This is a genomic window from Arthrobacter sp. 18067 (assembly GCF_902706295.1).
Taxonomy (GTDB): Bacteria; Actinomycetota; Actinomycetes; order Actinomycetales; family Micrococcaceae; genus Arthrobacter.
In genome coordinates this window covers 56,713-80,124 of record NZ_CACSJJ010000013.1, presented here as the reverse complement: position 1 = coordinate 80,124, position 23,412 = coordinate 56,713, and the positions used below count along the sequence as shown (strand labels likewise).

The 23,412-nt window shown below is 59.2% G+C and carries 29 protein-coding genes and 2 pseudogenes; 13 read left to right on the top strand and 18 right to left on the bottom strand.

Annotation, left to right across the window (positions count from 1 at the left end; translation table 11 throughout):
- Positions 1-175: 175 nt before the first annotated feature.
- Both GVL04_RS14040 and GVL04_RS14030 read right to left on the bottom strand, forming a co-directional pair.
- A complete protein-coding gene (locus GVL04_RS14040) occupies positions 176-685 on the bottom strand; it encodes a hypothetical protein (protein ID WP_159705623.1) in 510 nt (169 codons plus the stop codon).
- A 562-nt stretch (positions 686-1,247) separates the two neighbouring features.
- Positions 1,248-1,751: a hypothetical protein gene (locus GVL04_RS14030; protein WP_159705619.1), complete on the bottom strand. Its 504-nt coding sequence runs from the start codon at positions 1,749-1,751 to the stop codon at positions 1,248-1,250.
- Between the two features lie 232 nt (positions 1,752-1,983).
- Here GVL04_RS14030 and GVL04_RS14025 point away from each other — a divergent pair, with 232 nt between their 5' ends.
- Together GVL04_RS14025 and GVL04_RS14020 are read left to right on the top strand one after the other, a co-directional pair.
- Positions 1,984-2,217, top strand: a complete 234-nt coding sequence (locus GVL04_RS14025; RefSeq protein WP_159705617.1) for a hypothetical protein — start codon at positions 1,984-1,986, stop codon at positions 2,215-2,217.
- Between the two features lie 751 nt (positions 2,218-2,968).
- Positions 2,969-3,196: a hypothetical protein gene (locus GVL04_RS14020; RefSeq protein WP_159705615.1), complete on the top strand. Its 228-nt coding sequence runs from the start codon at positions 2,969-2,971 to the stop codon at positions 3,194-3,196.
- A 151-nt stretch (positions 3,197-3,347) separates the two neighbouring features.
- Here the strand turns inward: GVL04_RS14020 and GVL04_RS14015 are convergent, their stop codons facing one another.
- From GVL04_RS14015 to GVL04_RS24685, 3 genes are all read right to left on the bottom strand, one after another.
- Positions 3,348-3,836: a hypothetical protein gene (locus GVL04_RS14015; RefSeq protein ID WP_159705613.1), complete on the bottom strand. Its 489-nt coding sequence runs from the start codon at positions 3,834-3,836 to the stop codon at positions 3,348-3,350.
- Between the two features lie 163 nt (positions 3,837-3,999).
- Entirely contained in the window at positions 4,000-4,539 is a 540-nt protein-coding gene (locus GVL04_RS14010; protein WP_159705611.1) for a hypothetical protein, read from the bottom strand.
- A 184-nt stretch (positions 4,540-4,723) separates the two neighbouring features.
- Positions 4,724-5,221, bottom strand: a complete 498-nt coding sequence (locus GVL04_RS24685) for a hypothetical protein (protein ID WP_235036287.1) — start codon at positions 5,219-5,221, stop codon at positions 4,724-4,726.
- 39 nt (positions 5,222-5,260) lie between these two features.
- On the opposite strand from GVL04_RS24685, the gene GVL04_RS14000 reads away from it, so the two are divergent.
- Positions 5,261-5,662, top strand: a complete 402-nt coding sequence (locus GVL04_RS14000; protein ID WP_235036286.1) for a hypothetical protein — start codon at positions 5,261-5,263, stop codon at positions 5,660-5,662.
- Positions 5,663-5,791: 129 nt separating this feature from the next.
- Here the strand turns inward: GVL04_RS14000 and GVL04_RS13995 are convergent, their stop codons facing one another.
- The 3 genes from GVL04_RS13995 to GVL04_RS13985 all read right to left on the bottom strand — a co-directional run bounded on the left by GVL04_RS13995 (position 5,792) and on the right by GVL04_RS13985 (position 7,590).
- Positions 5,792-6,220, bottom strand: a complete 429-nt coding sequence (locus tag GVL04_RS13995) for an ankyrin repeat domain-containing protein (RefSeq protein ID WP_235036285.1) — start codon at positions 6,218-6,220, stop codon at positions 5,792-5,794.
- Positions 6,221-6,424: 204 nt separating this feature from the next.
- Positions 6,425-7,141, bottom strand: coding sequence for an ASCH domain-containing protein (locus tag GVL04_RS13990; protein ID WP_159705607.1), 717 nt, complete (start codon positions 7,139-7,141; stop codon positions 6,425-6,427).
- A gap of 26 nt (positions 7,142-7,167) precedes the next feature.
- Positions 7,168-7,590, bottom strand: a complete 423-nt coding sequence (locus GVL04_RS13985; RefSeq protein WP_159705605.1) for a hypothetical protein — start codon at positions 7,588-7,590, stop codon at positions 7,168-7,170.
- A gap of 237 nt (positions 7,591-7,827) precedes the next feature.
- On the opposite strand from GVL04_RS13985, the gene GVL04_RS13980 reads away from it, so the two are divergent.
- The gene (locus GVL04_RS13980; protein ID WP_159705603.1) at positions 7,828-8,175 is read left to right on the top strand and encodes a hypothetical protein; all 348 of its coding nucleotides are present in this window, start codon (positions 7,828-7,830) and stop codon (positions 8,173-8,175) included.
- 656 nt (positions 8,176-8,831) lie between these two features.
- On the opposite strand, the gene GVL04_RS13975 is transcribed toward GVL04_RS13980, so the two are convergent.
- Positions 8,832-9,371, bottom strand: a complete 540-nt coding sequence (locus GVL04_RS13975) for a GtrA family protein (protein ID WP_159705600.1) — start codon at positions 9,369-9,371, stop codon at positions 8,832-8,834.
- 270 nt (positions 9,372-9,641) lie between these two features.
- Between GVL04_RS13975 and GVL04_RS24955 the strand changes: the two genes are divergently transcribed.
- The gene (locus GVL04_RS24955) at positions 9,642-10,253 is read left to right on the top strand and encodes a suppressor of fused domain protein (protein WP_369122338.1); all 612 of its coding nucleotides are present in this window, start codon (positions 9,642-9,644) and stop codon (positions 10,251-10,253) included.
- A 134-nt stretch (positions 10,254-10,387) separates the two neighbouring features.
- Here the strand turns inward: GVL04_RS24955 and GVL04_RS13965 are convergent, their stop codons facing one another.
- Together GVL04_RS13965 and GVL04_RS13960 are read right to left on the bottom strand one after the other, a co-directional pair.
- Complete coding sequence (locus GVL04_RS13965) at positions 10,388-10,657, bottom strand: DNA gyrase subunit A (protein WP_159705594.1); 270 nt, start codon at positions 10,655-10,657, stop codon at positions 10,388-10,390.
- Between the two features lie 113 nt (positions 10,658-10,770).
- On the bottom strand, positions 10,771-11,223 hold the full coding sequence (locus GVL04_RS13960; RefSeq protein ID WP_159705591.1) for a hypothetical protein: 453 nt from the start codon (positions 11,221-11,223) through the stop codon (positions 10,771-10,773).
- Positions 11,224-11,482: 259 nt separating this feature from the next.
- On the opposite strand from GVL04_RS13960, the gene GVL04_RS13955 reads away from it, so the two are divergent.
- A complete protein-coding gene (locus GVL04_RS13955) occupies positions 11,483-11,938 on the top strand; it encodes a hypothetical protein (protein WP_159705588.1) in 456 nt (151 codons plus the stop codon).
- 61 nt (positions 11,939-11,999) lie between these two features.
- Here the strand turns inward: GVL04_RS13955 and GVL04_RS13950 are convergent, their stop codons facing one another.
- From GVL04_RS13950 to GVL04_RS13940, 3 genes are all read right to left on the bottom strand, one after another.
- Positions 12,000-12,356 carry a hypothetical protein gene (locus GVL04_RS13950; protein WP_159705585.1) on the bottom strand — a complete coding sequence of 119 codons (357 nt, stop codon included), beginning with the start codon at positions 12,354-12,356 and terminating at the stop codon, positions 12,000-12,002.
- 155 nt (positions 12,357-12,511) lie between these two features.
- Positions 12,512-12,970, bottom strand: a complete 459-nt coding sequence (locus GVL04_RS13945; protein ID WP_155854564.1) for a T6SS immunity protein Tdi1 domain-containing protein — start codon at positions 12,968-12,970, stop codon at positions 12,512-12,514.
- Between the two features lie 52 nt (positions 12,971-13,022).
- Positions 13,023-13,496, bottom strand: coding sequence for a DUF6228 family protein (locus tag GVL04_RS13940; RefSeq protein ID WP_159705582.1), 474 nt, complete (start codon positions 13,494-13,496; stop codon positions 13,023-13,025).
- Positions 13,497-13,647: 151 nt separating this feature from the next.
- Between GVL04_RS13940 and GVL04_RS13935 the strand changes: the two genes are divergently transcribed.
- Positions 13,648-14,007 carry a hypothetical protein gene (locus GVL04_RS13935; protein ID WP_159705579.1) on the top strand — a complete coding sequence of 120 codons (360 nt, stop codon included), beginning with the start codon at positions 13,648-13,650 and terminating at the stop codon, positions 14,005-14,007.
- A gap of 186 nt (positions 14,008-14,193) precedes the next feature.
- Here GVL04_RS13935 and GVL04_RS13930 read toward each other — a convergent pair whose 3' ends face one another.
- Both GVL04_RS13930 and GVL04_RS13925 read right to left on the bottom strand, forming a co-directional pair.
- Positions 14,194-14,601: a hypothetical protein gene (locus GVL04_RS13930; protein ID WP_159705576.1), complete on the bottom strand. Its 408-nt coding sequence runs from the start codon at positions 14,599-14,601 to the stop codon at positions 14,194-14,196.
- A 19-nt stretch (positions 14,602-14,620) separates the two neighbouring features.
- A pseudogene (locus GVL04_RS13925) lies at positions 14,621-15,183 on the bottom strand (suppressor of fused domain protein).
- Positions 15,184-15,458: 275 nt separating this feature from the next.
- On the opposite strand from GVL04_RS13925, the pseudogene GVL04_RS13920 reads away from it, so the two are divergent.
- The 4 genes and pseudogenes from GVL04_RS13920 to GVL04_RS13905 all read left to right on the top strand — a co-directional run bounded on the left by GVL04_RS13920 (position 15,459) and on the right by GVL04_RS13905 (position 19,719).
- Positions 15,459-16,033, top strand: a pseudogene (locus tag GVL04_RS13920) (recombinase family protein).
- Between the two features lie 402 nt (positions 16,034-16,435).
- Positions 16,436-17,992: a M23 family metallopeptidase gene (locus GVL04_RS13915; protein WP_159705571.1), complete on the top strand. Its 1,557-nt coding sequence runs from the start codon at positions 16,436-16,438 to the stop codon at positions 17,990-17,992.
- A gap of 119 nt (positions 17,993-18,111) precedes the next feature.
- Complete coding sequence (locus GVL04_RS13910; protein ID WP_159705569.1) at positions 18,112-18,594, top strand: glutathione peroxidase; 483 nt, start codon at positions 18,112-18,114, stop codon at positions 18,592-18,594.
- Positions 18,595-18,735: 141 nt separating this feature from the next.
- Positions 18,736-19,719, top strand: coding sequence for a phosphodiesterase (locus GVL04_RS13905; RefSeq protein WP_159705567.1), 984 nt, complete (start codon positions 18,736-18,738; stop codon positions 19,717-19,719).
- Here the strand turns inward: GVL04_RS13905 and GVL04_RS13900 are convergent.
- Together GVL04_RS13900 and GVL04_RS13895 are read right to left on the bottom strand one after the other, a co-directional pair.
- Positions 19,697-21,262 (bottom strand): stealth family protein, encoded by a 1,566-nt coding sequence (locus GVL04_RS13900; RefSeq protein WP_235036295.1) that lies wholly within the window; start codon positions 21,260-21,262, stop codon positions 19,697-19,699. The two genes, GVL04_RS13905 and GVL04_RS13900, sit on opposite strands and share 23 nt — an antisense overlap.
- Positions 21,263-21,320: 58 nt before the next feature.
- The gene (locus tag GVL04_RS13895; protein ID WP_159705563.1) at positions 21,321-22,241 is read right to left on the bottom strand and encodes a hypothetical protein; all 921 of its coding nucleotides are present in this window, start codon (positions 22,239-22,241) and stop codon (positions 21,321-21,323) included.
- Between the two features lie 145 nt (positions 22,242-22,386).
- Here GVL04_RS13895 and GVL04_RS13890 point away from each other — a divergent pair, with 145 nt between their 5' ends.
- Both GVL04_RS13890 and GVL04_RS13885 read left to right on the top strand, forming a co-directional pair.
- Entirely contained in the window at positions 22,387-22,686 is a 300-nt protein-coding gene (locus tag GVL04_RS13890; protein WP_159705561.1) for a type II toxin-antitoxin system VapB family antitoxin, read from the top strand.
- 34 nt (positions 22,687-22,720) lie between these two features.
- Positions 22,721-23,410, top strand: a complete 690-nt coding sequence (locus GVL04_RS13885) for a LytR C-terminal domain-containing protein (protein WP_235036284.1) — start codon at positions 22,721-22,723, stop codon at positions 23,408-23,410.
- The last annotated feature ends 2 nt before the right edge of the window (positions 23,411-23,412 follow it).

Below are 23,412 nucleotides of genomic sequence, written 5' to 3'. Positions count from 1 at the left end.
GGAATACCGCTTCGAAGTATCCGGGACCAACTTGGTCGAGATCATCGATTCGTAACGACTACGCGATTGCAGTACGGCAGCTTGCGCTGACTCCTTAGCGCACGGAGCCCCCTAAGGCGCGGTGCCCGGTGAAGGATCCTCTACCGGACACTCCGCAGTGCTGGCGCTGGCGCTATTAGTCCCAGCCTGCAGCTCGGCGAACGGCCTTCGCCAGCTCACTTGCTGGAATGTCGGACGAATCTAACACGAGGTCGTCTAGGTCTGCGGCTTCCAGAATGTTTGAAAGTTCCTCGACTCGATTCAAATGCCAGAGAAGTCCTTCAGAATCGCTGCGATGGCGGAAGCGCAGACGTGACTCCAGCACGTCTGAACGAGCCACGAGGCGGCAAAAAAACATTCCCTCAGAACTCAGTGCGTCAACGTAGCGAGCTATTTCGGCTTTTGTCTCAATGACCCCCGCGATGATGAACCGCCTTGCGCCTGCAACCCGATAGTTGTCCGTGAGGCTTTGAAGATTGAGCAGCTCGAGCTCGTGGTTGAACCGGTCTGAACTTGGCGCGGGGCTTAACCTTCGAATCGCGTCCAGATCGATGACTGCATGACTTACCGTTTCAGTCGCACTAAGCGCAACCGCGAGAGTTGATTTTCCGACGCCGACGGTTCCATTCACGAAGATCGAGTCCATGCCCCGATCTTCTCAGGAACGCAGAGGCTGTGCCTGATGCGACGCCCGTAAGACGGTCCTCCAAAGGGCACCCAACTGGCTTAACTAAAGCGCGCTTTTGGAACCAAGAAATCGGGTTGGCCAGGCCCGGCTGACCCACCGGCGGTATTTTGGTGATGGAAGAAGGTTGGTTTCACCGTTCTAGCTGGTCAGGCTCAAAGGAGTTGCGGAGATGGATGAACGTCAGAAGCTGACTGTTCCCGATCTGGTTGGGCAGCCTGTACACATTGCCCAAGAGATGGCGGCGAACATTGGGTTTGGTCTCGCCGCCGGGGACCCTGACGGGCCGGGGCTCCGGTCGCGGACGTGGCCAGGGCTGTTCTGGGTGACCTCCCAAGATCCGTCCGCCGGGTCGGTCCTTGAGCGGGGGAGCCAAATTAGGATTACTTTCGTTCAGGACGGTCAAGCCCGAAGCGACGTGCAGGAGCAGACGGGCGGGCCGAACCCCTCACTTAAGAGTCATGCGGAGGCTGAGAAGGACGAGTGAGCGATGCCCGGTGAGGGATCGGCTTGCGGGCGCGCGTCATGAGGCGGCATCTGCTAGTCCGCGCGCATGTTTACGCAAAAGGGCCAAGTGATCATCTGAGAGTGCGCGGATCGGCTGGTCTGGGTCCAGCGGACAGAAAAATTCGCCGGCTGAAGTTAGGGCGGCGAAAACACTTCCCGACATGTCCTCAGCCAGAAATAGGTACGGAGGGTCGACGAATGGATACCCCTCGCTGCTTATCCAAGCCACTCTGCAGCCAGCGTCGATGACCGTCTGCAGGGTCGAGTGAACGGCTTCAGTCCACTCTGGCTTATGCGGAAACTCGGAGATTTTTACGTCCCATAGCTTCACTTCCCAAGACTCTCCGTGAAGGCGAGTCTCTGCCACTTCAGTTCCGGCAGGCCACATCTCGAGCGGGAAGGAGTTTCCAAGCCAGCGCTCGGGATCGACGAGCCCAAAGACGACAAATCCTCGCTTTTCCTCCTGTCCGTCTTCGAGGTTCCAGAACACGGTCATCGTCGCACGTGCAGGGATCGTCACCGAGTTAAACCCTGTATTTCGAGGTGGTTTGTTGGAGGTGTCATGAAGATGCCCATTCCCTGATTCTCGAGTTCTTTGGGGTGTGGTTACGGCCGCCTTACGTCCCGGAACCTCATCGAAGGATCATGAAGTCAGTTCGCCCAGTGTATTCAGGCCACGGCGGGGGCGCCCGTAAGGGATCCCTTTGCGGGAAACGCCAGATGACCAGAAGTCTTGCTACGGTAACGGCATCATGAGCGTTTCAGAGAGACTCCAGCAAGCAGCCGATCGGTTCCTGTGCGGCGACGAGTCCATGCGTGCTGCCCAGGCGTTGGAACGAGTTCTTATCGAGGAGTATCTCGGCGACGACCGGCCGGAAGAGTTGCTGTACGTTCTTTCGCTGTATTCGCCTGGAAGCGGTGTGCCGTACTCCGAGGCATCAGACGTTCGTCCTCTGGTTCTTTCAACACTGAAAAGTCTGGCCTAAAAGGTTTGATCTCAGGCGACTGTAATGGGCGCACGGTAAACGATGCCTGTATGGACGCCTCTGCGTCCAATGACCGAACCCTCACCGGGCGTCCGGCATCGCACAGGACGGCACGAGACCCCATTTGGCGATCAGGAGGCGCTGTCATCCACTTGGGCGCTATTGCTTTGGAAAGGCATTCTCTAGTACAGGTGGAACAGGTTTTCCAGACTCCACATGATAAGAAATGCAATCGCAAAAGGGGGCACAAGATAGAGCACGAACATACTGCCGCCTCCTCTGCCAGGAGGCCTGTACCGCTTTGTCATTTCATTCCTTCTCATCCGCGCAAGTTTCTGCTAGCGCCCTATCCCGATGTGGGGAACTTTACCCGACCGCTTCAGGCCCCAGGACTGGCGGATGAAGCCATTTCCGAAGTTCACCAGGCCGTAGCAGAGAGCGGCCAACGGTCCGGAGATTCCGTCCTGAACCACTTGAGACACCTGGAGATGCGGTCAGTCGGGACGCGAGGCCATAACGTCTCAAGATAGAGTCAGGCCACCGGTGCACGACTCGAACTCTCAGAGCTAATCCAGATCCGACAGAGCCACCAAGCCGAGAAAGGTAAATCATCAAGACTCTACGGGCGATCAAACGGCTATTCACCGAGCTGCCTCAACCAGCCAGGACCTTCCAGAGGTGCTTCATCGGTTTTTTCCTGGGAACTTTCCTTCTTCTGGTGATAACCCGGGTGAACTGGTTTGCCCTCGGCATGAGTGTGTCTGGCGTCTTCGTTTTCCTGTTTGGGCTGCACGTCTTCAGGGACCTCAATGGCACCGCCAGCACATGGTCGAAGATCTATAAAGAGAGCCACGATATCAGGCCAGAAGGCTTTACGTTCGCCGACGTACCCACGATAAAGGGCATGGGATTCGTGTACATGCTCATGGGCGTGGGTCTCACGGCCATGGGCATAGCGCTGCCGGCATCTCAACTCTGAACAGTTCACGCCAGCCGAGGATGAGCGGTCATGGCGCAGTGTCCGGTTGAGGATCCGCTTACGGGCGCGCGCTGCCACGGACAAAGAACCGTGAACATGGCCCGGGAGTGTTGGAGGGGCATAGAACTGTCGCCAGCGTCAGCGTAGGCGCCTATAGGTAGTCGAAATACCTGAGCCACCAACTCGGCTTGCTTGGCAGGAACACCCTCGCGGGGACACAACCGTCGTAGGGCTTCCACAATGGCTCTTCTGGAATGAGAATGTAGTTTCCCTCGTCCAAGGACTCAGAGATGCGTGCGACGTCACTTTCGTGAACGAGCGCGTCAAACTCCTGTTGGTCGTAAGCTCCTGGGTTCTCGAGCGCCAGCACGGCGAGACTGCCGAAGTTCGAGACTCGGACGACGAGATTCCGTCCGGTGGCCGTTGCATCGGCAGGAACGATGACCTGGGCGTGATGGGTAGCGTCCTGGACGCCTCGATCTGCGCCGCAAACAGTCCCAAAGGCGGCGTTAAGCCGGACGACGAGGCCGTCGAACTGTCGGCGCGCAGCCTCCGACTCGAACCCCTGCGGCGCCTCCAAGTGCACGGGGTCATCCAGCTGGTGCAGAAGTTCCCAGAGCTCCCCGCTTTTGATTTGCACTCCGCCAGCCTACTTTGTTCTTGGATGACGCCCAGGACAAGAAATTCAGGCCGCCACAGCGGGTGCCGGCGCGCATGGGAGTCCACGTGCAATGTCCGGTAATGGATCCCCTACCGAACAGAATTGGCCTTCCCCATTCGCCTGCCCGGACACTGCACCTTACTCAGCCTGAAGCGGCCCAAAGTTTCGATTCTTCACGCTCGCCCTCCGTTGGGTGCACGACTATGGCGACCGGCCCTACTCCCGGCAGTGCTTGAGGAAGTTGACCCGCCCCTTTCAGGAAATCGTTAGCTTCCTGTAAGGCTGCCAACAGATGATCGCCATCTTCCTCAATGGCAACGATGAAAGGAATGCCGTGCGCGCGCCAGCGATCCAAAACGATTGGGAAAATTCTTACAAAATCTGCGGCAACAGGAGAAATTTCACTAGCACCATGGGCAGTGACCACGAAACCGTGCGCGTTCTCAAACCATTCAAGGTCGGAAATCAGGTCCATGGCAGCGTTCAGCCCAGCAGTCTTATAGGGATACTTGAATTCGGCTTCAAGGTACTGCGTAAGGGCTGTGACATCCGGGAGCCCCTCAAGGTTGAGCTCGAAAACAATCATTTGGTGTGCCCGTGCATCAGTTACGAGCTGGTCCAACATGAAGGCGGCGACTCCTAGATGGACGGCGAACTGGTTGCTGATTTCATCGATCTTCATGGTCTGCCTGATCTGGACGGCGGATTGATATGGTCCCAATAATAAATAGCGTTTGGGTTTGCGAGGTCTTGCCCCTTGATGACGACGCGATCAGGTCCGCGCTTCGCGCCAGCCGGTGCCGCCGGCCATTCTACCTAGAGTGGTGCGTCCGGTTGAGGATCCCTTAGCGGACACACTTAGTGAACTACGGCAGGTCATGCCACGCCTGTTCGAACTCTTCCTCGGTAATAGCCCATGGGTGCCACTCGTCTAGCGGAGCCAGCGGCTCCTGGGCCAGAAGACCAAATTCGTCCTCTTCATGTCCAGGGTTGTAACGAAGAGTCGGGCCAGAATCGTAAACCTCGATCTGGCGACTCGGCCGGCCGTCATCACCGATTTCGAAGTAATAAGTGGCGGGACCCCAAGAGGAATACTGGTCTCCTCGGGACTCGTTCCACGACCTCCGGTAGTAATGAGTTGCCATGAGAGCAGTGTGCCCTATTTCCTGTGCCCCAAAGGGATCCTTTACCGGACGCTGGCCGGCTTCTTCCTTGCGCGGGTGTGACAACATGTGTTCGTGTCCTTTGACGCGTACTTCCAGCGCTTCCGACACGATGGGAGCGCCGCAGACGGTGGAGAGTTTAAGTGTGCCAGAGGCTCCGGCCATCAAACGTGCGAGAGAATCCCGGGCATAATTTTGCACGCGGAGTTTCAGGATGGTGACGAAGTGGCAACAATGAGAATGACTTACACAAAATTAGACACTGACAACATCGGAGGAACCAGCCAAGCTGACTACTTGGTTGGTCTTGATGCCGATTTCACCGTCTCGGAGGGGTCAGTGCAGCTCTATCGGGAGCTAGCCTTTCCCGTTGTCGAACTCGCTCGCAGCCTGTTCGTCTGGCTCAGCGCCAATTCTCGAGGTGACTTCGTGTTCGACTCGATGTCCTTAGAAGAAGTGGGGGCGGTTTCGCTGAGACGAACGTCCTCGGGATGGCTGATGGAGTCAGTGTTTAGTCCTGGTGTAGTCAGCAATCCACTCGATTGGGCGGACGTTGAGCGTGGGTGCAGGGATTTTTTGGACCAAATCGAATTCGATCTTTTGTCGATGGAACTTGACCCTGCTGACGTGATCCATCTTTGAATCAACTTCGCCAACAACCAGATCCGTCCTCGCTGGTGCCGGTAAGGGATCCCTGACCGGACAGGGACATGTCCAAGCGCGGTCAAAAGCCTGGCAATCGCACGCTTGCTCGAGCTGAGAAACAGCAAGCTAATCCGGCTGGTCCACAAAGAACCTGCTGACCTCGTAATTGGCAATAAGCCTTGCCAGTCCGACAGGGGTCTGGCCATGCTTGTTGACGTGGAACGGATCAGCGCCATGTGCTCGCAGGAGATTAATTAGCTCCCCGCGACCTCTTGAATTGAAAACGGCTGTCCAAAGCGGCGTGTTTCCATAAGAGTTCTCCAGTTCAACCGCTGCACCTGCGTCGAGTAGCGCGGATGCAGCGGCAATCCCGTACTCCTGTGCTGCAAAATGAAGCGGGGTGAAGCCTTGTTTGTCTTGCACATCCGGTGAGGAGCCAAGAGCGATGAGGGCTTCAATGGCTGAAGAGTCATTCTCGAAGGCTGCGTGATGGAGGGGAGCGCGTCCTGCTCGATCCACTTGTTTGCCTCGGCCTTTCGTATTGATTGCGTCCAACGACGAACGCTATCCGCCTATCGGAACACCTTGTCACAGAGAGCGGATCACCTGAAGCAACTCTTCTCCTGAAGACACCGTCATCGCGCCCTGGTTGAGGCCTTCTGGCAAGTGATCTCGCTGTGACTGCGGATGAAAGTGCTAGCCGACGAGGCCTAGGACATGGCAAGTTGGCCGCCATCGCCACGTCCGGTGAAGGATCCTTTACCGGACACCCTGAACGCGGAATGAGACGCGCGACAGCTCAGCGTCTTCGGGCATCAATGGGTAGTGGGCCTTCAGTCCGCGCGCGTGGTCAGCATCGAGATCCTGCAATCTTGTCTGTGTGACAGAGATGATCGCTCCCTCAACATGCGCGAATTCGGGATGGTCCTCGAAAACGAACGTCACCGGCCCCGCCTCTACTGGTTCATCCCAGCGAATGGTCGTGGTCTTCTCCCCTGATATGACGGCCTCGTGATACCGCTTGTTGAAGCGGAAGATACGGCGCCCCAGAGCCTCTGGGTAGAAGTAAGTATCGGGCAGGAGCTTCCGGACAGGCCGAACGACAGGGCCCTTCTCCGCAGGGACCGCGACAAGAATATCCGGATGATGATCGAGGAGAACCTGCCGGCATCGGCCGCATGGAGGAATCAAACCCCGTCCTCGGTCACCAGCAGCGGCGATAGTCAAAAGCTGCTTTGCTCCCGCAGCGGCCGCAACTCCCAAGGCAACTAGTTCGGCGCACGGACCACCGGTGAAGTGGTAGACGTTCACTGCTTGGTGAATGCGTCCGTCAACATCCATTGCCGCTGCCGCAACAGTGTGGTTGTCGTTGTCTCCGAGGCTTTGCGCCAAGGCCTCCGCAGCATCAATGACACGGCGCTCAGCTCTAAGTGGTTCCACAATTGACCACGGTAACAGGGCGCGTTGTTGACCCATTGAAGGATCCGCCAGCGGACAACAGGCTACTCGAGGAGAGTCTTCACCCGATCGACGTACTGCTGGCACAAGAGTTCGTAGTTCCTCTCATACCTGTCTAGATTTTCGGATTCGTCGGGCGGCAGTGTGAAGTACTTCCCGATTTCGAAAACTGACGTGCCGTCATCCGCGGTATGCACAACGTACTGGAATCGCGCTGCCGGATCTTCGTCCCCCATGTAGCGGGTGATTGCCAGCTCGCATGGAATCTCCTCCATCACTTCCACGGCGGACACGTTTTCGACGCCAGCATGCACCGAGATGAATACCTGAATCTCACCGAGACCTTCCACGTCAGGAGCACGAAAACCACAAACAACGTCCGGTGAAAGGAGTGGGCCTTTCTCCGCTGGTTTGATGAGGTCCCAGATCAGCTCGGGTGTGGCCCTGATCGCGGTGGATGCTGACACGAAATACACGGGGGCTTCGGTCAGGGGCGACGTTACTGCTGACCTTTTGAACCAAGGACTCATGGCGTGAGTGTATATCGACACGCCGGGCCGGAAAGCACACCCCTTGGTTCTTCCGGAGCTCTGGCCGTTCCGACGTGTCCGGTAAAGGATCCCTTACCGGGTGCTGGGTAGCGTGACAGACTTCAGCCAGTAGAGATGAGTTTCCGCGATTGGTGGACTTAAGGAGGAACTTCTATGGTGTCGCAGGATCAAAGACGCGAAGCGCTCTATGACCTCATACAGTTGCGTCGTCCTTTAGCCGAGTTGTCAGCTCGATTGTTGACGTTTGAATGGTCCTCCCAGGAGGAGCTAGCCACTGCTTTCGCTCAGGATATCGGCCATGCCCTTGAAGAATTTTCGGCTGGGAAGATCAGTGCGGATGATCTTTGCGCATGGGCGGAGGAGCTGCAGGGCCGCGAAGATATTGCACTGAATCCGCGGGATCGCGATTTCTTGGCGGATGCACTCTTCCAGCTGTCCACGCCCGAGATTTGTGGTCCCGCCGATGAGGTGGCCGTTGCCCTCAGGCTGTGGCTGACCTAACGCTCAGGCCCTTAGAGCAGAACACCAGAGCGTTCGTTGGAGGATCCTTAAGTGGTACCTGCGGGTTGCTTCAGCGGTTCTCCGCCGAACTTTTGGCCTCGGCAACTATTCCTAGGAAATCTTGGCGCTCCAACGGTGTTTCCCTCGCAAGGCGAATGACCTTGCCCAAGTATGGATCCCGCTGCATTAGCTCGTTTCGTCTCGTCCTAAGGGTCGTATAGCCAGCCCGCATCTCTGCGCGCTCTTGTTGGGCGCACCAGTTGATAAGCACGATGACTGGGATGAGGCTCAGCCCCAGGCAGGCGACCATTGTGTTGGTGAACCACGATTGCGGCATGCCGGAGTTGTTCATGATCAGAGTGGTCAAGCAGATTGCTAGCGATATCGTCGTGAAGCGGTAGCGCCATCGCCACAAAATGAACGCGGTAGGTCCCTCGATCAATCCAACTTTCGAAGGAGTTTCCATCCCTATGTTCCATAATCTACGAAGGTCTGATCGGCTGATCAGGTGCTAAAGCGAACCTTACCCAAAGCTGACACACAGCCAAGGAAACAGAATGATCGGCGGCTACTCGAGAATAATACCGTCCATTCTGAATCGTCAGATCTACCGAAAGGGCCAGCAAGAAACTTCTGAGCGTCCGGTAGGGGATCGGCTAGCGGACTCGCACGTCGGCCGTTGGTGTGTCGACGGGTGGAACGGTTATTGCGGCCTCGGGCGCATCATGGTCATTGGCAAACTCTGGATCGTCATCAAGCTCCTCGTTGAATACAAAGAATCTGTAGGCAAGGAACCTGAATATCGTTCCGAGGATCAAGCCAATGACTCCTCCCGCCACGAAGTCAGCGGTAAACGATTGAAAACCCATGACATAACGGGAAACCACTTGGCAGGCGAGAACGATCCCTAGCCCGATCCCGTTCATGACGAGGAACAGTCCGAACTCTTTCCAGACCCTCTCAGAGCGTCTATGGCGAAATGTCCAATAGCGATTGGCAAACCACGAAAACAGGGTAGCCACACCAGTAGAAACTATCCGGGCCTTGATGGTGCTATCCGACATTGGCCCATGCCAAAGGACCGCATAGAGTGCGTTGTCAATGATCCAGCCCAAGCCACCGACAAGGCCAAACTTGGCTACTTCCCGCCAGAGAAGGTCGATCAGTCCAATGATGCGGTGTGTCAGCGTGCGCACGATTCCCCCCATGGGATTCCCCCAACTTTCAATCCATCGATCCATCGCTAGAAAGCAGTGACCGAGTATCAACCCTAAGCCCGAAGTGCCAGCGGCCTGGAACCCTTCCTAGTGCTAGCGCATGGACCCCTGTTCAAAGATGTCCGTTTGCCGGTCCTTTACCGGGCATAGCGCCGTAAGGCAGCAGGAGCCTATATATGCGCCTTTTAGTGTGCGTACAGTGAATCCAGGTCAACGGTGGGTAACGCGCGGTGAAGTCGCACAGAGGGCATGAATCCTAAGCCAAGCGGCATATGGTGGCCGTATGGAGGTCAACACTTAATGCACGAATCAGTCGGAGCGTATCTGCTCTCTCGCTGGGGTGACCCAGCAGGGCGAATCAGGTTCGAAGTTGAAGGGCTTTCCATCCAGGTGTGGAAATGGGATGCCGCAACTACAGGGGAGGGAGTCGACGTATATGTAACCGTAGGCGCCGCCGGCGGCGCTCCTACCCACAGCCCGGGCACGGTAGATCATCGTGCGGAGTTCCTGTTAGGCCTGCGTCCGGGACAAGACGCAGTGGCCAGTCCATTCGCCGCACTAGGGCTTTACGGACATCGGAACGGAGTCACCATAGCGGACGGACACACCGTCCCCTCGGACGGTCCACTCTGGCCTGGAACAGAAATGATGGCGTTCCTGATCCGTGAACAGGAAGCGATAATTCCGACTGTCCGACTATCGGATGGGTCGCACGTCCACTTCCTCCAAGCTATGCCACTGCATGAATCTGAACTGCAATACAAGCGCCGTCACGGGATGGATGCCCTGACGGCCCATTGGGAAGAGCGACTCGTGCCTTTCTGGGATTCTGAGCGTGGACCTGACGCCCCGACGTTCTAAGGTTAAGACTGTCGCAGTGAAGGATCGGCTTACGGGCGTCGCTCGCCGGTGGAGTTCATGACGCACTACATGGCGCTGAAAGCTGGGGAGCGATGCCAGGACGATCAACCATAACCTGATCGCGCGCGGCCACCTCAGCGCCCATCGGGCAACATCGACCTGAGTTCAGCTGCACGAAAAGCGCTGGCCTGACGCTGGCCTCGGGTGAATCGTCTGGCCTGCAAATCTAGGACTGCCCGGCTGCCCATCGTTCCCACGCCCAACAGTTGACCCACGCGACGGATTGCTTCGTCCACGACCTCTGAATCCTCAATCACCTCGAAGACCTCGTCGCGCCGATCCATCGCCTGCACCAGAGCCTCGAGGACCATCAATTCTTCCCTGTGCCGCTCATCCTGATCCATACGGCGATTCTTGCACCACCGGCAGTCTGCGAAACAACTCCATCCCGTTCGGGGATCCCTGAACGGGCACCCTTGCGATCGGGTCAAAAACACGTCTTAAGTTGACGGGGTGCCTATTTTTCAGGAGTTTTGGCCTTGGCTGGCAGGTGCCCGACAACCGAAAATGCCAGACCTACGACGATTCCCGAGATAGATCCGACGACCCAAGGGTTCCAACTCATCGTCAGGTTATTTGTATAGAGGGCAACGAAGACGCTTGAGGAGCCCCAGGCAATGATCCCCGTGAAAATTGCACGGGCAATGAGCGGTGCGTGCCGAGGGACTATATGGATGCCTAGCAGGACAAGACCTGCGATAGCTAGTCCAGCTACGATTCCCAGAGGAATCTCGAAGAACACGAGATACACCGCCCCGGCTTGTAGGAAGGCGACATTCCATGTGGTGAGGGTGTAGTAGATGCGAGCTACAACGACCACTGCAGTCCCGGCTATAACGCCGAGCCAGAGAAGACGTCGGGCAAAGGTTGCGGCGCGCCACCAGCTGACAGGGGACCTACTCTCCGCCATAATTCCCCCGAAAATAGATCACAGAACGAGACTACCGAGCACCTGGAGATCGGACACCCCGGCACGCTAATGCATGAATGAAAGGCGTTCGTTCAGGGATCCTTGACCGGACACTTGAAGAGTCCGAAGAGCCACCCGCCAACGGGCACCGGTTCGGCTGGGACTCAACCATAGCTTTGACGATGAGTTGCTTTATTCGGTTGGGGCATCGTTTGGCGCAGTCTCTGGCCGTGACGGTTTCCTCGTGGATAATCAGGGCATGCTTATCCGAGAAGCCAAGGACCGATTAGAGCAGATGCTCGCGGAAATAGAGGCAGGCGAACGCAGCGACACCTTAAACCCTGGAGCGGTGGTGAAGGCCTTCCAGTCGTTCGCGGCCATCCCAGCCAGCGACTGCGCTCCCATCGACGAGGACGGCGACGGCGTTCTGGCCCAGTTCGGAACCTACGGGTTGCGTGGAACACAGGAATTCAGCGTGGACCTCTCGCGTCAGTTCATTGAGGCCGACGACGACGGTTCGACATGGCAGCTGTCTTGCACCCTTTACTGGGATCCAACACCCGATACCACGGCACTTGGTAGCGGCAGCCTGTGGTCCTTCGACACTTCACCCGAAGACTTCTTTAGGAACGCGGTCCTCCTTCCCGGATGGAAATGGGCGCTTGGCACAAGCCAGCGACCCAACTCACTGGACATTACGCTCGACCAGGCTTGAGAAGCAGCTGTCCGGTAGAGGATCCCTTAGCGGGCGCAAGCTCGTCGAATCGACCTGCGGTTCAAGAGCTGTCTCTATTGAAGAAAACAGCGGCGGCCTCGTCTGTTGCCGAAAACCGCACCGAAATGGCCCCAGCCGCAGGCACTTTCCAGACATCGCCGGTGCCGAGCAACTCGAAGGCCTTGGCATCAGGAATCAGCTTCATCTCGCCGTAAGGCTCCTGGCAGTAGTAGAGCTGAACAAGTCCCATGGTGAGGAGTTCAGAGACGACCTTCGTTGCCTCCAAGGCCAAAGATTCCTCACTGGCAGAAGGGTAGAGTGCCCGGAGTTCCCAAGGGGATTCCCATAATCCTCCGTAATCCTCGACTGCCTGCCACAAAAGGATGCGCTGGCTTGCAGAAAGGTCCGGAACCGTCATAGCTGGATCATACGGCCGGCTCCCTCGAAAGCGTCTGTAAGCCGATCCTCAAGCGGTTTGTGTACGCGTAGGGCTCCGACTCCGCCCAGCGGTTTGCCCCTAGCTCCAGCTGCTGCCTTCGCCCGTACATCGCGGGCCGGGGACATACTTAGCGTCTACGCCAGTGAGACACCGCTAATTGGAGTGCCGGATGGAAGGTCCCGCACTCGGCCATGAATTTGACCGGCCAGGTTGAGCGCCACGACGAAGTCGCTCAATGCAACGTTGCTTAGTTCGGTTGCACCGCCGAGAACCGGAGGGATTTTGAAATCGTAAATCTCGAGTTCCCCGGGCTTCAGGCCTGCTTCATCGGCGGCTGAGGCCAGTCCAAGCATGAGGTACTCATCCTGACCGGCGCGGGAGTTTAGGGACTCGGAGAATTCCTTCTCCGTGGACCATCGGTGGCTTAGCTCGCCGCCAACCACGTCAAGAAACCAGAATCCATCAGTGCTTTGTAAGAACACATCGCCAAAGGGCGATGTGAACAGCGGTTGTTTGCCCGCCAGCTCTAGAAACGTCCAGGACTCGAGAGCACCCGCATAAGCGTCATTAGGAAAGCGACGGATTGGTTCCATGCTCTGACAGTACTGTGAGTGCGCTGCAAACGCCCGTCCGGTTAGCGGTCCCTCACCGTGCCGACAGTAAGGCCCGCAGCTCTTCCACGGCAGCTGTCAGCTCTTCGCCTGGATCCAAAATGATCTCCCCCTTGGCCGCCCAGGCATTCGGCCGGTCGAAGTCCTCTAGCTCGAAGAAGACACGGACGTGACCATCGTGTTTTGCGGAGAGTCCAAAGTCTCCCTCCAGAGACTTGAAGCTCTTGTCGCCGTCCCAGCCCCGCCAGTTACGTTCGAGTTCCTCGAAATAGGAAAGAAGGGGCGACCATTTGTCGTAGTCGTAAACCCGTTTACTGGCTCGAAGTCCTCCAAGGTCCACCGTGACTATGAGGTAGTCGGACGTCCCGTCCGAATTGCGCTCACTTTGTACAACACGGAAGTGGAACGCGCCCTGATGACCGATGAACACTTCATTCATGACCTCATTCTGCACCAGTTGGGTAACTCGTCTTTGCAGCCAATCACGTGAGGCGGGCAGGGTTGTCATGGCGTTCGCGATGCGCGTATCGGTGAGGGATCCTGCAACGGGACGGCAGCGCCTCTGATGGTCGGCCCAGCTTGTCTTGGCCTTGGAAGGCCTATCATGAGCGTCAGAGACCAGCAGGCAGTGCGGGAAACGAGGGATGTGATGTACGAGTATGAGCAATCGAGATTCCCGGCAGTTTATGCGCGATCTGATTGCCGATCATCCTCATCTCCGTCCGAACTATGACGAGCACCTCAAAGACAACGACGGGGATCTCCTGCCTCATTTGCTGATCGCTGACATTTGCCGATGGGTAGTCACGGAACAAGACTCTCAACCCCTTCAGATTCTCCAACTTCTGTCCTGGCTAGAGGTTCACTTTGCAGGTATGTCAGATGCGAAGGACGACGTTGACAACGCCATTGCGGTTTCCTTCATCGAGCATCTCCCTTTGCTGTCCGAGCCAGGAGCTGACGTTGTTCTTCTCCTGGGACCAAAGATGAAAGCGCAGTACGAACAGTTCTCCCCGTAGATCACACTCACGGCGCAGCTGCGCCGCGCCAACCTGAATCTTCCGCCCCGGTATGCCGATCAGCGGCCCCTACTTCGGTAAATCACACGCCCCATGCCGTCAACAGCAACCTAGTCGAGGGCTCGTTAACCGATCCCTAACCGGACGGTGGAAACGAATCACAAACTCCGACTCCAATAGCACTGCTCACGAACAGAGGTTCGAAGCAATGTCTCGAAGCTCAGGCAAGGAGTCTGCCATTCTCTTTCGCCTGGCCCACACCTCCGCCTGCTCTACCGCCTGCGCTAAACCCGCGAGGAGAGTGGCCGTCCTCTCGGGTTCCTCTGCTTCCGTATCCCGCACAGCAACTTGAACGGCTAAAAGCATCAACTTCTTTGAAAATCGGCCCGTTCGTACACCCTCAAATTCATTAGGCGCGAGTCGACCATCGATATGGTAAATAACATTGAGCTTCAGCGGACTTTCCTTGCCAGCCCGAACTTCCATGACACGCCTGGCAATTGCCATTGCAGAGTCGCCCCAAGCTCGGTTTCTTGAGTCTGAGTCGCCGCTGACGACACCGATAGACAAGGCTGGTACTTCTTCGTCCGTCATTTTGTTCCTAACGCGGGCTCTAAACTAGGGATCGCCGGTACACGTCGGCAAAGCGAGGACCCTCGCGCTTCACCAACTGTTCGAAATCCCCGGATCCGTGATCACCGATAAATCCGGCCTCGGCTCGAGTGATGGGTGCCAGCCATAGAAACTCGACTGGGCCACCTCGATGACGACACGGGAGAAGGATTCCGGCAGATGCTCGGGGGGTCGCACATAGACGGCCTCCATCTGCGAATTCTCGAACATCAACCCTCGTGGGCCAACCACATCTCCAAAAGCTAGAGGGGTTGTGGACTCTAGGGTTTCCCGTGTCAGCTGAGCCAAAATTGAACCCATCACCGATGAAGCGCCTGTTACCGCACAGGACATAAGCAGTTCGTAGGCGATGTCATTGGCGTTGCCGCCCACACGGCCATGGGTTTTGCTCAACCCGAGCGTCGAGTAGTGGATCGGACCTCCAGGAAACACAGGCTCGTATTCGACCACCGCAACTGTCACTCCATCCACGGACTGACCCGCTGGACCGCCGCCTCTAATACTCCCCAAGAAGTGCTCTAGATGCTCAATCAGCCCTGACATTTTGCGCTACCTATCCATGCGACCACTGTTATCACTACACCGAATTGCAGATGCCGCCGGGAACGACTTCGAACCACCATTATGGGTGTTGGGCCTGTCCTTCGCACATGTCGTTCGAGGTGGGGCACGCTCGGACTGGTGCCCGTAAGCCGATCGATCACCGTGCCCGGGAATCCCGCCGTCACGTTCCGCGCGCTTGCTGGTCAAGGCCATGCACGTAAGACCCGCACGATGAATTGCACGGTGACGGGGGGATTACTGCAACCATGTTCCTTATGACTGGAATGAAGATCGGTCATGCCCGGGTATCGACGAACGACCAAGACCTCACCGCGCAGCGAAATGCCCTAGTTGCCCTAGGCGTTGAGGAAAAGCTGATCTTCGTTGACCACGGACTCACGGGAGCGAATCGGATGCGCCCTGGGCTCCGTGAAGCGATGGCAGCCTGCCGGGCCGGCGATACCCTCGTGGTAACCAAGCTCGACCGGCTGGCGCGCTCCCTATCTGATGCCAGGGACATTGCCGATGAACTGACGGCTAAGGGCGTTGTGCTGAGTCTCGGCGGCAGCACCCATGATCCGACTGATCCGGTAGGCAGGCTGCTGTTCAACGTCCTGGGAATGGTAGCCGAGTTTGAGGCGGATCTGATCCGGATGCGTACCCGCGAGGGCATGGCGGTCGCAAAAGCCAAAGGCGGCTGAAAGGCAAACAACCAAAGTTGTCCAAGGCGCAGCGGAAGCATCTTCTGACGCTGCACGACGCCGGGGAGCACACCCAAGCTGAATTGGCGGAGCTGTTCCGAGTATCCCGGACCACGGTGTACCGCGAGCTCCAAAGGCGCACCATGTGAAGACCGACGCGGAGCCTACTGCTGGGAACACGCCAAATAGCGCCGCAAAAAGACCGCCATTTATCGCCGAAAGTCACAACTAGGGGCTGACAGGCTTGCACGGGCCACCGGCGCATCCACTCCTGCAGGAAACGAACGTTTTCGTGCATCTCTTCACCGGCTTGACCTGGATCGACCTGCATCCGCGGATACCTCTGTGCACCCCTCCTCTGCGGCAACTCCCCCATCGTCAACCCTCTGCTAGAAGCGCCCGCAACAAAGCTCAAGACGTCTTGAGCAAAAACTGATGGAACCTTTCCGCGGCAGGGACCGGGGAAGACTTTATTTCTGATGTAATTCCCGCAACAATGGTGCTTGCACGCCAGGCTGGGGTTTGGTGCCGCTGGCTTTGGGGAGTGTTTTGTGGGCAAGCATCATGATTCAGACCGGGTAGTAACCCTGATCCGCACCGAAGGTTTCCGTCGCGTCTTTATCGCGGGAGGCCTCGCCATTCTGGCCTTCTTCGCGTTTGGCTTCCAGCCACTGAACGCCATCACCACCGGTTCGGTCACTGGTTCCTTGGCGCAGGGCGTCGTAGGACCAACATCTTTGGGCACGTTGGTGCCACCAGAAGCTGAAACGCTGGTGATAGACCCCCTCCCGGACCCGCCGGAACAAACCGCTGGCACCCCCATGGTTTACTTCGACCGCGCTATGGTCAGGACCGTCAGCAAAGACGGATCCACAGGCCTCACGGTGGCTTCCGCGGGTCTGTCCCGCCCTCCTGCCGGCGCCCTGTACGCACCCCTTGAGGTCCTCAACCCGAGTTCGCCCTACGGATACCGCTACAGCCCGCTGACGGGTCTCGCCGGCGAATTCCACTGGGGCCAGGACTACGCGGCCGCCTGCGGAACACGCGTTTACGCTGCAGACGCCGGCGTGGTCCGGGCCGTTGGCTGGCACATCTGGGGCGGTGGCAACAGGGTGGAAATCGAGCACGGCAACGGCCTTGTCACCACCTACAACCACTTGCAGGCCATCGGAGTCACGAAGGGCCAATCCGTTCGAGTAGGCGAAGTCATCGCTGAGGTTGGCACCACTGGCTGGTCCACCGGCTGCCACCTCCACTTCGAGACGATCGTGAACGGCCTGCACACCAACCCCAACGGCTGGACGTACCTGCCTATGCGGCAGATTGATCCGTTGCAGAGCATCGCCATGGTCAATTACCAGCCGGGTGTCGGTTCGGGCACCTCGGCAGCCCCGCAGTGGGCCGTCCCCGTAGCCGACGGCACCAACCGCGCCGTCATTGGTGGCGAGCACGAAGAACCCGTGGCTCCGCCTGTGGTGGTTCCGCCGGTCACCACGCCGCCGGCTACACAGACACCTACGACGCCGACGCCCTCGCCGTCCGTGACGGCCACGCCGACGCCAACACAGACTGCGACGCCGACGCCGACGGTCACACCCACGCCAACCAAGACGGCCACGCCGACTCCGACGCCAACACAGACTACGACGCCGACAGGCACGGCAACGCCGACGCCTACCCCGTCGCCAACCACCACGGTCCCTGCAGCGACGACGCCGCCGGCCACGACTACGGTGGTCCCGAAGGTGACCACGCCTGCAGCTCCGGCGCCGGCCGCCGTCGTGCCTCCTGCAGAACCGGCACCGGCAGCTCCTGCACCCGCCGCGCCAGCCCCTGCCGCGCCGGCACCAGCGCCAGCTGTAGTGGCCCCGGCACCGGTCGTAGTTCCGGCGGCTCCAGCCCCCGCGCCCGCGGTAACCCAGGCTGTCGCCCCGGCCCCGGTGGTTCCGGTGGCTCCTGTCCCGGCACCAACGCCGGCCGCGGTGCTCCCGTCGTCGCTCCCGGCCGTGATTCTTCCGCCTGGATACATCCTGGTTGGACCGGATCTGGTTCAGCGACCTGACGGCGTGATTGTGCCGCTGTCAACGCTCATCATCCCAACGCCTTAGACGTCCACACGCTGAAGGAACGCGAAACGCAGGCACCCCTGCGTTTCGCGCCCCAAGCCAGCTCCCGTAAGCTCGATGGCGGTAACCCCGCCAGCCGACGTCGTCAGGAAGCGAATCCCATGACCAGCCTGTACAGCATTCCCCTCACCTTCAACGATGGCTCCGAAGCAGACTTCGGCCGGTTCGAGGGGAAAGCAGTACTGGTGGTGAACGTCGCTTCCGAATGTGGCTACACGCGCCAGTACGCGGGCCTTGAGGAGCTCTACGGCAAATACCGCGGGCAAGGCCTGGAGATCCTCGGCGTGCCCTGCAACCAGTTCGGTGGGCAGGAGCCTGGCGCTGACCAGGAAATCGCCGAATTCTGCGAGCGGAACTTCGGCGTGACTTTCCCGCTGACCAGCAAGGCAAACGTCCTGGGCAAGCAGCAGCATCCCCTGTTCGCGGAGCTGACCCAGGACGAGGACGGGCAGCCGGTCAAGGTGAAGTGGAACTTCGAAAAGTTCGTCATCAACCGCGGTGGTGAGCTCGTGGCACGGTTCCCATCCGCGGTGGAGCCTGACTCCGAAGACTTGGTAGAAGCAGTGGAAAAGGCGTTGGCATAAAGCCACCGATTCTGAAGGGAGGAAAGTAATTTTCCAACATTCCGCCGGATGTTAGCCAGTTGTTGGCTAGTTGTCTGGTTGGATTGGCCCTACTGGATTGATACGGGAGACGCCGTCTCCCACCAAACGCTAAGGCAAGCTATGGAGCTCATCGAGGCAGAGTACCCCAAACCAGGTCATGTGCTTTTGCACTTAAGTGATCTTCACCTGGTGGGTGGTCCGGGCACGCTCTATGGCTCCGTAGACAGTGCAACCAGGCTCCAGGAGATCTGCGACCAGATCATCGCCTCCCGGATCAAGCCCGAGGCCATCATCTTCACCGGAGACCTCGCGGACAAAGGCGAACTCGAAGCGTACAAGCGTCTCCGCGACATGATCGAGCCGGTCTGCGACTCGCTGGGGGCCAAGGCCATTTGGGCCATGGGCAACCACGATAACCGCGCCAATTTCCGCACCGCATTCGCGGATGCTTCCGAGTCCAGCAAGCCCCAGGATCCGGTAGACCGCAGCTACTTTGTCAACGGACTCCGCATCATCACCCTGGACACCACCGTTCCGGGCTACCACTATGGCGAGCTGTCAGAATCCCAGCTGGAGTGGCTGGCTGAGGAGCTGGCAACCCCGGCCCCCGACGGCACCATCCTCGCCCTGCACCACCCGCCCGTCCCGTGCGTCCAGGACCTCGCGGTGTTGGTGGAGCTGCGCGGCCAAGCCGCACTGGCCGCCGTCGTCCGTAATACGGACGTCCGCACCATCCTGGGTGGCCACCTGCATTACTCCACGACGGCGGGCTTCGCCGGAATTCCGGTCTCTGTCGCCTCGGCCACGTGTTACACCCAGGACCTGGGCGTGCGCGCGGGCGGGCAGCGGGGCCGCGACGGCGCGCAGTCGTACAACATGATCCACGTCTACGAGCACACGATCGTGCATTCGGTGGTGCCGATGTCCGGCGGAGTCACCGTGGGCGAGCCCGTGGACGCAGCCGAGGTTCAGCGTCGGCTGGCTGAAGCAGGTATCCGCATACCCCACGAATCGCGGGTGGGTGCCCACACTTCGCCGGGCACGCACACTTCTTCCATCCCGCTTGTTTCTCCCGGCGGTTTTACTTCTCCCAAGGCGCCTTGACCGGGAAGTACTTCTCCAGGAAGTCCGTCACCAGGTCGGCGCGTTCGTTGGCCTCAACCTCCGGGAAACTGCCGTCATTCAGGCAGAAGAAGTCCATGTGGCGCTTGGCCAGGAGCTTGGGCAGGTAGTGCAGCCCGGCCCACATGGTGGAATCCACATACCGGACCTTGGCGTTGGTCTGCGTCACGGCGCGGCCCGTGAGCAGCGCGTAGTAGTGGTAGAACGAGTTGGTCACCGAGATGTTGTCCGCGGCGCGGAAACGGCTGCCCGCGGTCTTGGCGAACTCCGCCGGGAATTCCTTCTCCATCCGGGCCACAACACTGCGCCGCAAGGGAGCAGCCGTGTGCTCGAGGTGACGGGTGGTGATCCTGCCAAAGCGTTCCCAGAGCAGCTTGCGGTTGACGCGGGCTGCGTTCTCGAAGCCGCTGCGCTCGGCGTCGTTGTCGCCCAGCCCGATCCGGGTGTCTGCCTCGATGAACTTGGTGATGCCGCCGGGCGTGAAGAACATGTCCGGGCCTACGGGGCGGCCAAAGAACATGTCGTCATTGGAGTAGAGGAAGTGCTCTGAAAGCCCCTCGATGTGGTGGAGCTGGCATTCCACGGCCTGCGAGTTGTGGGTGGGCAGGACGGAGGGATCGGCGAAGAACTCCTCGCTGCGCACGATGGTCACCGAGGGGTGGTCTGCCAGCCATTCCGGGGCGGGGGAGTCGGTGGCGATGAAGATCCGCCGGACCCAGGGCGCGAACATGTGGACCGACCGCAGGGCGTACTTGAGTTCATTGATCTGGCGGAAGCGGGCCTCATGGTCATCGCCCTCGCCCAGGACGGCCTCCGCCTGCTGGGCCCGCCTCCTGGCGATGTACTCGGGGTCGCTGCCATCCACCCACGAGAAAACCATGTCGACATCGAAGTCGATGTCGCTGGCGTGGTCCGCGAACATGTTCTCGATGGTGGGCCACGTCAGGCCATGCCGCTGGACCGTGCCGCGCACGGCGTCCTGCCGCAGCATGGTGCGGCGGGTCAGGGAGTTCTCCACGGGGAGTTCCAAGTGGTCGCCTTCGAACCTCCACAGCTCAAGCTGCACGCCCAGTGCCGGGCCGTACCAGAGCCCCCCGCCAATCTCGACGCGCGGGCGGTACAGACGGAAGATGCGGGCTTTCCTATTGGCGGACAGCTCACCGTCGGCCACCAGCACAGAGGTCTTTTTCTTGGCATCCACGGTCATGGAGTAGAAGGGCTCGTTCCGGAATGCTGAAACCAGCGCCTCGCGGACCTCCTTGCGTGACTCCCAATCGACGGCGACAACCGGCCTCTCGTCGTTGCCGCGCACCAGGATGAAATCGATACCTGCGGCGTCCAAAGCGGCCCGGACAGCAAGGAGATCGGAAACCATGGCCTGTTGCGGGGTCAGGTCGCCGTTGACCAGGGCGTACCGCCCGCGGTGACGGACGACGTCGGACCTGTGCCTAAGATGCGCAACGACGGCAGGCGAGACCGCCTCAGCAATCGTGTCCTCTTCGATGGACGGGCTGCCGTGGTAGATCGGATCGACCTGTGCTTGTGTAATGGCTGTTTCTCCGGGATCGTCGGTGTGCGTGGAACTAAATTGAGAGGGCCTCGCGCCAGCTGCGGAGGAAGGCTCCTCCGGCGTCGTCGTGGATAACGTCGTCCGCCAATTCGAGGTCGGCGGCCGTCAGGATGGTGTAGGGCTTCACCGGTACGCCGTCTGCGGGCCGGACGTCCACGTGCTTCACGTCGTGGTCGTTGTGGTGAAGCCAGTCTGCCATGGCGTAGTCCGTGCGGGAATCACCCACGGTCCGCCAGGAAAGAGGGGTGATGCCCTGGGCTGCCAGCAGTTCAACAGCCCGGCTGGCTCCGAGGTCCTTGCCGAGGCGTACGGACTCGATGTCTGTGGAGATGATGGTGGGGTCCAGACGGTAGTCCGCAGTGTCATCGGACTCCGGGGCGTGGTGGTCCAGGATCGCAGCGTTGAGGCCGTGGCGTCCCATGATGTCCAAGGCGTCGGCGTCGAAGAGTTTCTGCTCCGCGAGGTAGTCTCCGCTGGCTACTTCCAGATGCTGCTCCACGGAAACCATGGCGCGCTTGGTCTCATCGAAGAACATATGCGCGGAGTAGTCCTCGGCAACGAGCCTGCGGATGTCGTCCCCATACGCCTTGGGCACCGCGAGTTCGTGGTCCACGTGGATGGGGCCGGGGCCCTCGGCTGTGTAGCTGAACCACACGGCGCCCTTTTCGCAGATGGCGTGAATGACGGTGTTTGCCGGCATTCCGGCGGCGATCATGGGGGCCATGACCTGCTCGCTGATGAACGCATCCGATCGGCCCGTGTTGAAAATGACGGGGATGCCGGCCGAAGCCAGGGCAACCATGTCCGCAATAATGTCCGGCTTGACGTCGCGCGTCACAGGGCTGGCGATGGGGCCATCGACGTCCAGCAGCAACGCCAAAGCGGGCCTGGCGTGGGCAGCGGTCCGGTCAGTACCTTGGAGCGGTTGAGTCATGCCCCTATTCTGTCAGTCCCCGCGGTCCGCATCACAGCTATGACGTCTGTGACGCCCCACGAAGGATAGTCACCTTTTGGCTACAACCTGCCTGTGCCGCGGGTCACAAGTTCCGTTAGCGCGGCATCTTCCCTAGGCTTGCAGGGTGATCTTCAAAGCTGTGGGCGAGGGACGCCCGTACCCTGAGCATGGATACTCCGCGCCGCGTGACTGGGCTTCCCTGCCCCCGCGGCCTGTCCGCCTCGACGAACTGGTTACCACCAAACGGACCCTGGACTTGGAGGCGTTGTTGGCTGAGGACTCAACCTTCTTCGGTGACCTGTTCCCGCACGTCGTCCAGTATCAGGGCGTCATGTACCTCGAGGATGGGCTCCACCGGGCCGTCCGCACGGCGCTCCACCAGAGGACCGCGATCCACGCACGCGTATTGGTGATCGATGGCTAGGCCGACGGGTCCGACAGATCCAACAGGTCAGGATATGGACACGTCCCCAGCAAAAAAACGTCAGCGTCCCAAGGATGTGACGCTGCTCCACGGCCACCATGTGGTTACCGGACCGGAGCTTCGGGCGACATTTGCCGAGGATGCCCGGGCCCGGAAGAGCCGCTTCGGGCGCAGGCTGTTTCACGGAATCGTCCTGATCCTGCTGGTGGGCGTGATCGCTGCCGGCGCCGTGGGTGCCTGGGCGATCATGAATGGCGTCATCAAGGTCCCAACCGCGATCGCCAGTAAAGCTCCCACCAGTCTGTGTCCCACCACCACGTTCGACTACGTCCCGAACGAAACGGTGAATCTCAACGTCTTCAACGCCACGACCCGCGGGGGACTGGCAGGTACCGTTGCGGAACAGTTCACTGCCCGTGGCATCAAAGTGGCTTCCGTGGACAACAGCGATACCGCTTATTCAGGTGTGGGCGTAGTGGTTTCCGGAGTCAAGGGACAAGCAGCCGCGTTCAACATCCAGCGCAATCTTGCCGGCACGGACTACTTCCAGGACAACCGCGAGGACGAATCCGTGGACGTCATCCTCACCTCGGGCTACGAAGGCCTGGTGGAACCGCAACTGGTGGACCAGACTCCGGGGAAGCTGCTCTGTCCACGTGAAGACCTGCGGATTGCCGACAACTCCAAGTGGCCGGTCATTCCCACGCTTCCCGCGGGCCAGTAGCG

Coding starts and splice junctions, on each gene's coding strand:
- GVL04_RS13980 (WP_159705603.1), top strand. CDS start 7,828: ATGGTGTCGCAGGATCAAAGACGCGAAGCGCTCTATGACCTCATACAG.
- GVL04_RS13910 (WP_159705569.1), top strand. CDS start 18,112: ATGACCAGCCTGTACAGCATTCCCCTCACCTTCAACGATGGCTCCGAA.
- GVL04_RS13990 (WP_159705607.1), bottom strand. CDS start 7,141: ATGGGTCAACAACGCGCCCTGTTACCGTGGTCAATTGTGGAACCACTT.
- GVL04_RS14025 (WP_159705617.1), top strand. CDS start 1,984: ATGAGCGTTTCAGAGAGACTCCAGCAAGCAGCCGATCGGTTCCTGTGC.
- GVL04_RS14020 (WP_159705615.1), top strand. CDS start 2,969: ATGAGTGTGTCTGGCGTCTTCGTTTTCCTGTTTGGGCTGCACGTCTTC.
- GVL04_RS14040 (WP_159705623.1), bottom strand. CDS start 685: ATGGACTCGATCTTCGTGAATGGAACCGTCGGCGTCGGAAAATCAACT.
- GVL04_RS14010 (WP_159705611.1), bottom strand. CDS start 4,539: ATGAAGATCGATGAAATCAGCAACCAGTTCGCCGTCCATCTAGGAGTC.
- GVL04_RS13930 (WP_159705576.1), bottom strand. CDS start 14,601: ATGACGGACGAAGAAGTACCAGCCTTGTCTATCGGTGTCGTCAGCGGC.
- GVL04_RS13935 (WP_159705579.1), top strand. CDS start 13,648: ATGAGCAATCGAGATTCCCGGCAGTTTATGCGCGATCTGATTGCCGAT.
- GVL04_RS13965 (WP_159705594.1), bottom strand. CDS start 10,657: ATGGATCAGGATGAGCGGCACAGGGAAGAATTGATGGTCCTCGAGGCT.
- GVL04_RS13945 (WP_155854564.1), bottom strand. CDS start 12,970: ATGGAACCAATCCGTCGCTTTCCTAATGACGCTTATGCGGGTGCTCTC.
- GVL04_RS13940 (WP_159705582.1), bottom strand. CDS start 13,496: ATGACAACCCTGCCCGCCTCACGTGATTGGCTGCAAAGACGAGTTACC.
- GVL04_RS13895 (WP_159705563.1), bottom strand. CDS start 22,241: ATGACTCAACCGCTCCAAGGTACTGACCGGACCGCTGCCCACGCCAGG.
- GVL04_RS14000 (WP_235036286.1), top strand. CDS start 5,261: ATGACTTACACAAAATTAGACACTGACAACATCGGAGGAACCAGCCAA.
- GVL04_RS13905 (WP_159705567.1), top strand. CDS start 18,736: ATGGAGCTCATCGAGGCAGAGTACCCCAAACCAGGTCATGTGCTTTTG.
- GVL04_RS13955 (WP_159705588.1), top strand. CDS start 11,483: ATGCTTATCCGAGAAGCCAAGGACCGATTAGAGCAGATGCTCGCGGAA.
- GVL04_RS13960 (WP_159705591.1), bottom strand. CDS start 11,223: ATGGCGGAGAGTAGGTCCCCTGTCAGCTGGTGGCGCGCCGCAACCTTT.
- GVL04_RS24955 (WP_369122338.1), top strand. CDS start 9,642: ATGAATCCTAAGCCAAGCGGCATATGGTGGCCGTATGGAGGTCAACAC.
- GVL04_RS13885 (WP_235036284.1), top strand. CDS start 22,721: ATGGACACGTCCCCAGCAAAAAAACGTCAGCGTCCCAAGGATGTGACG.
- GVL04_RS13950 (WP_159705585.1), bottom strand. CDS start 12,356: ATGACGGTTCCGGACCTTTCTGCAAGCCAGCGCATCCTTTTGTGGCAG.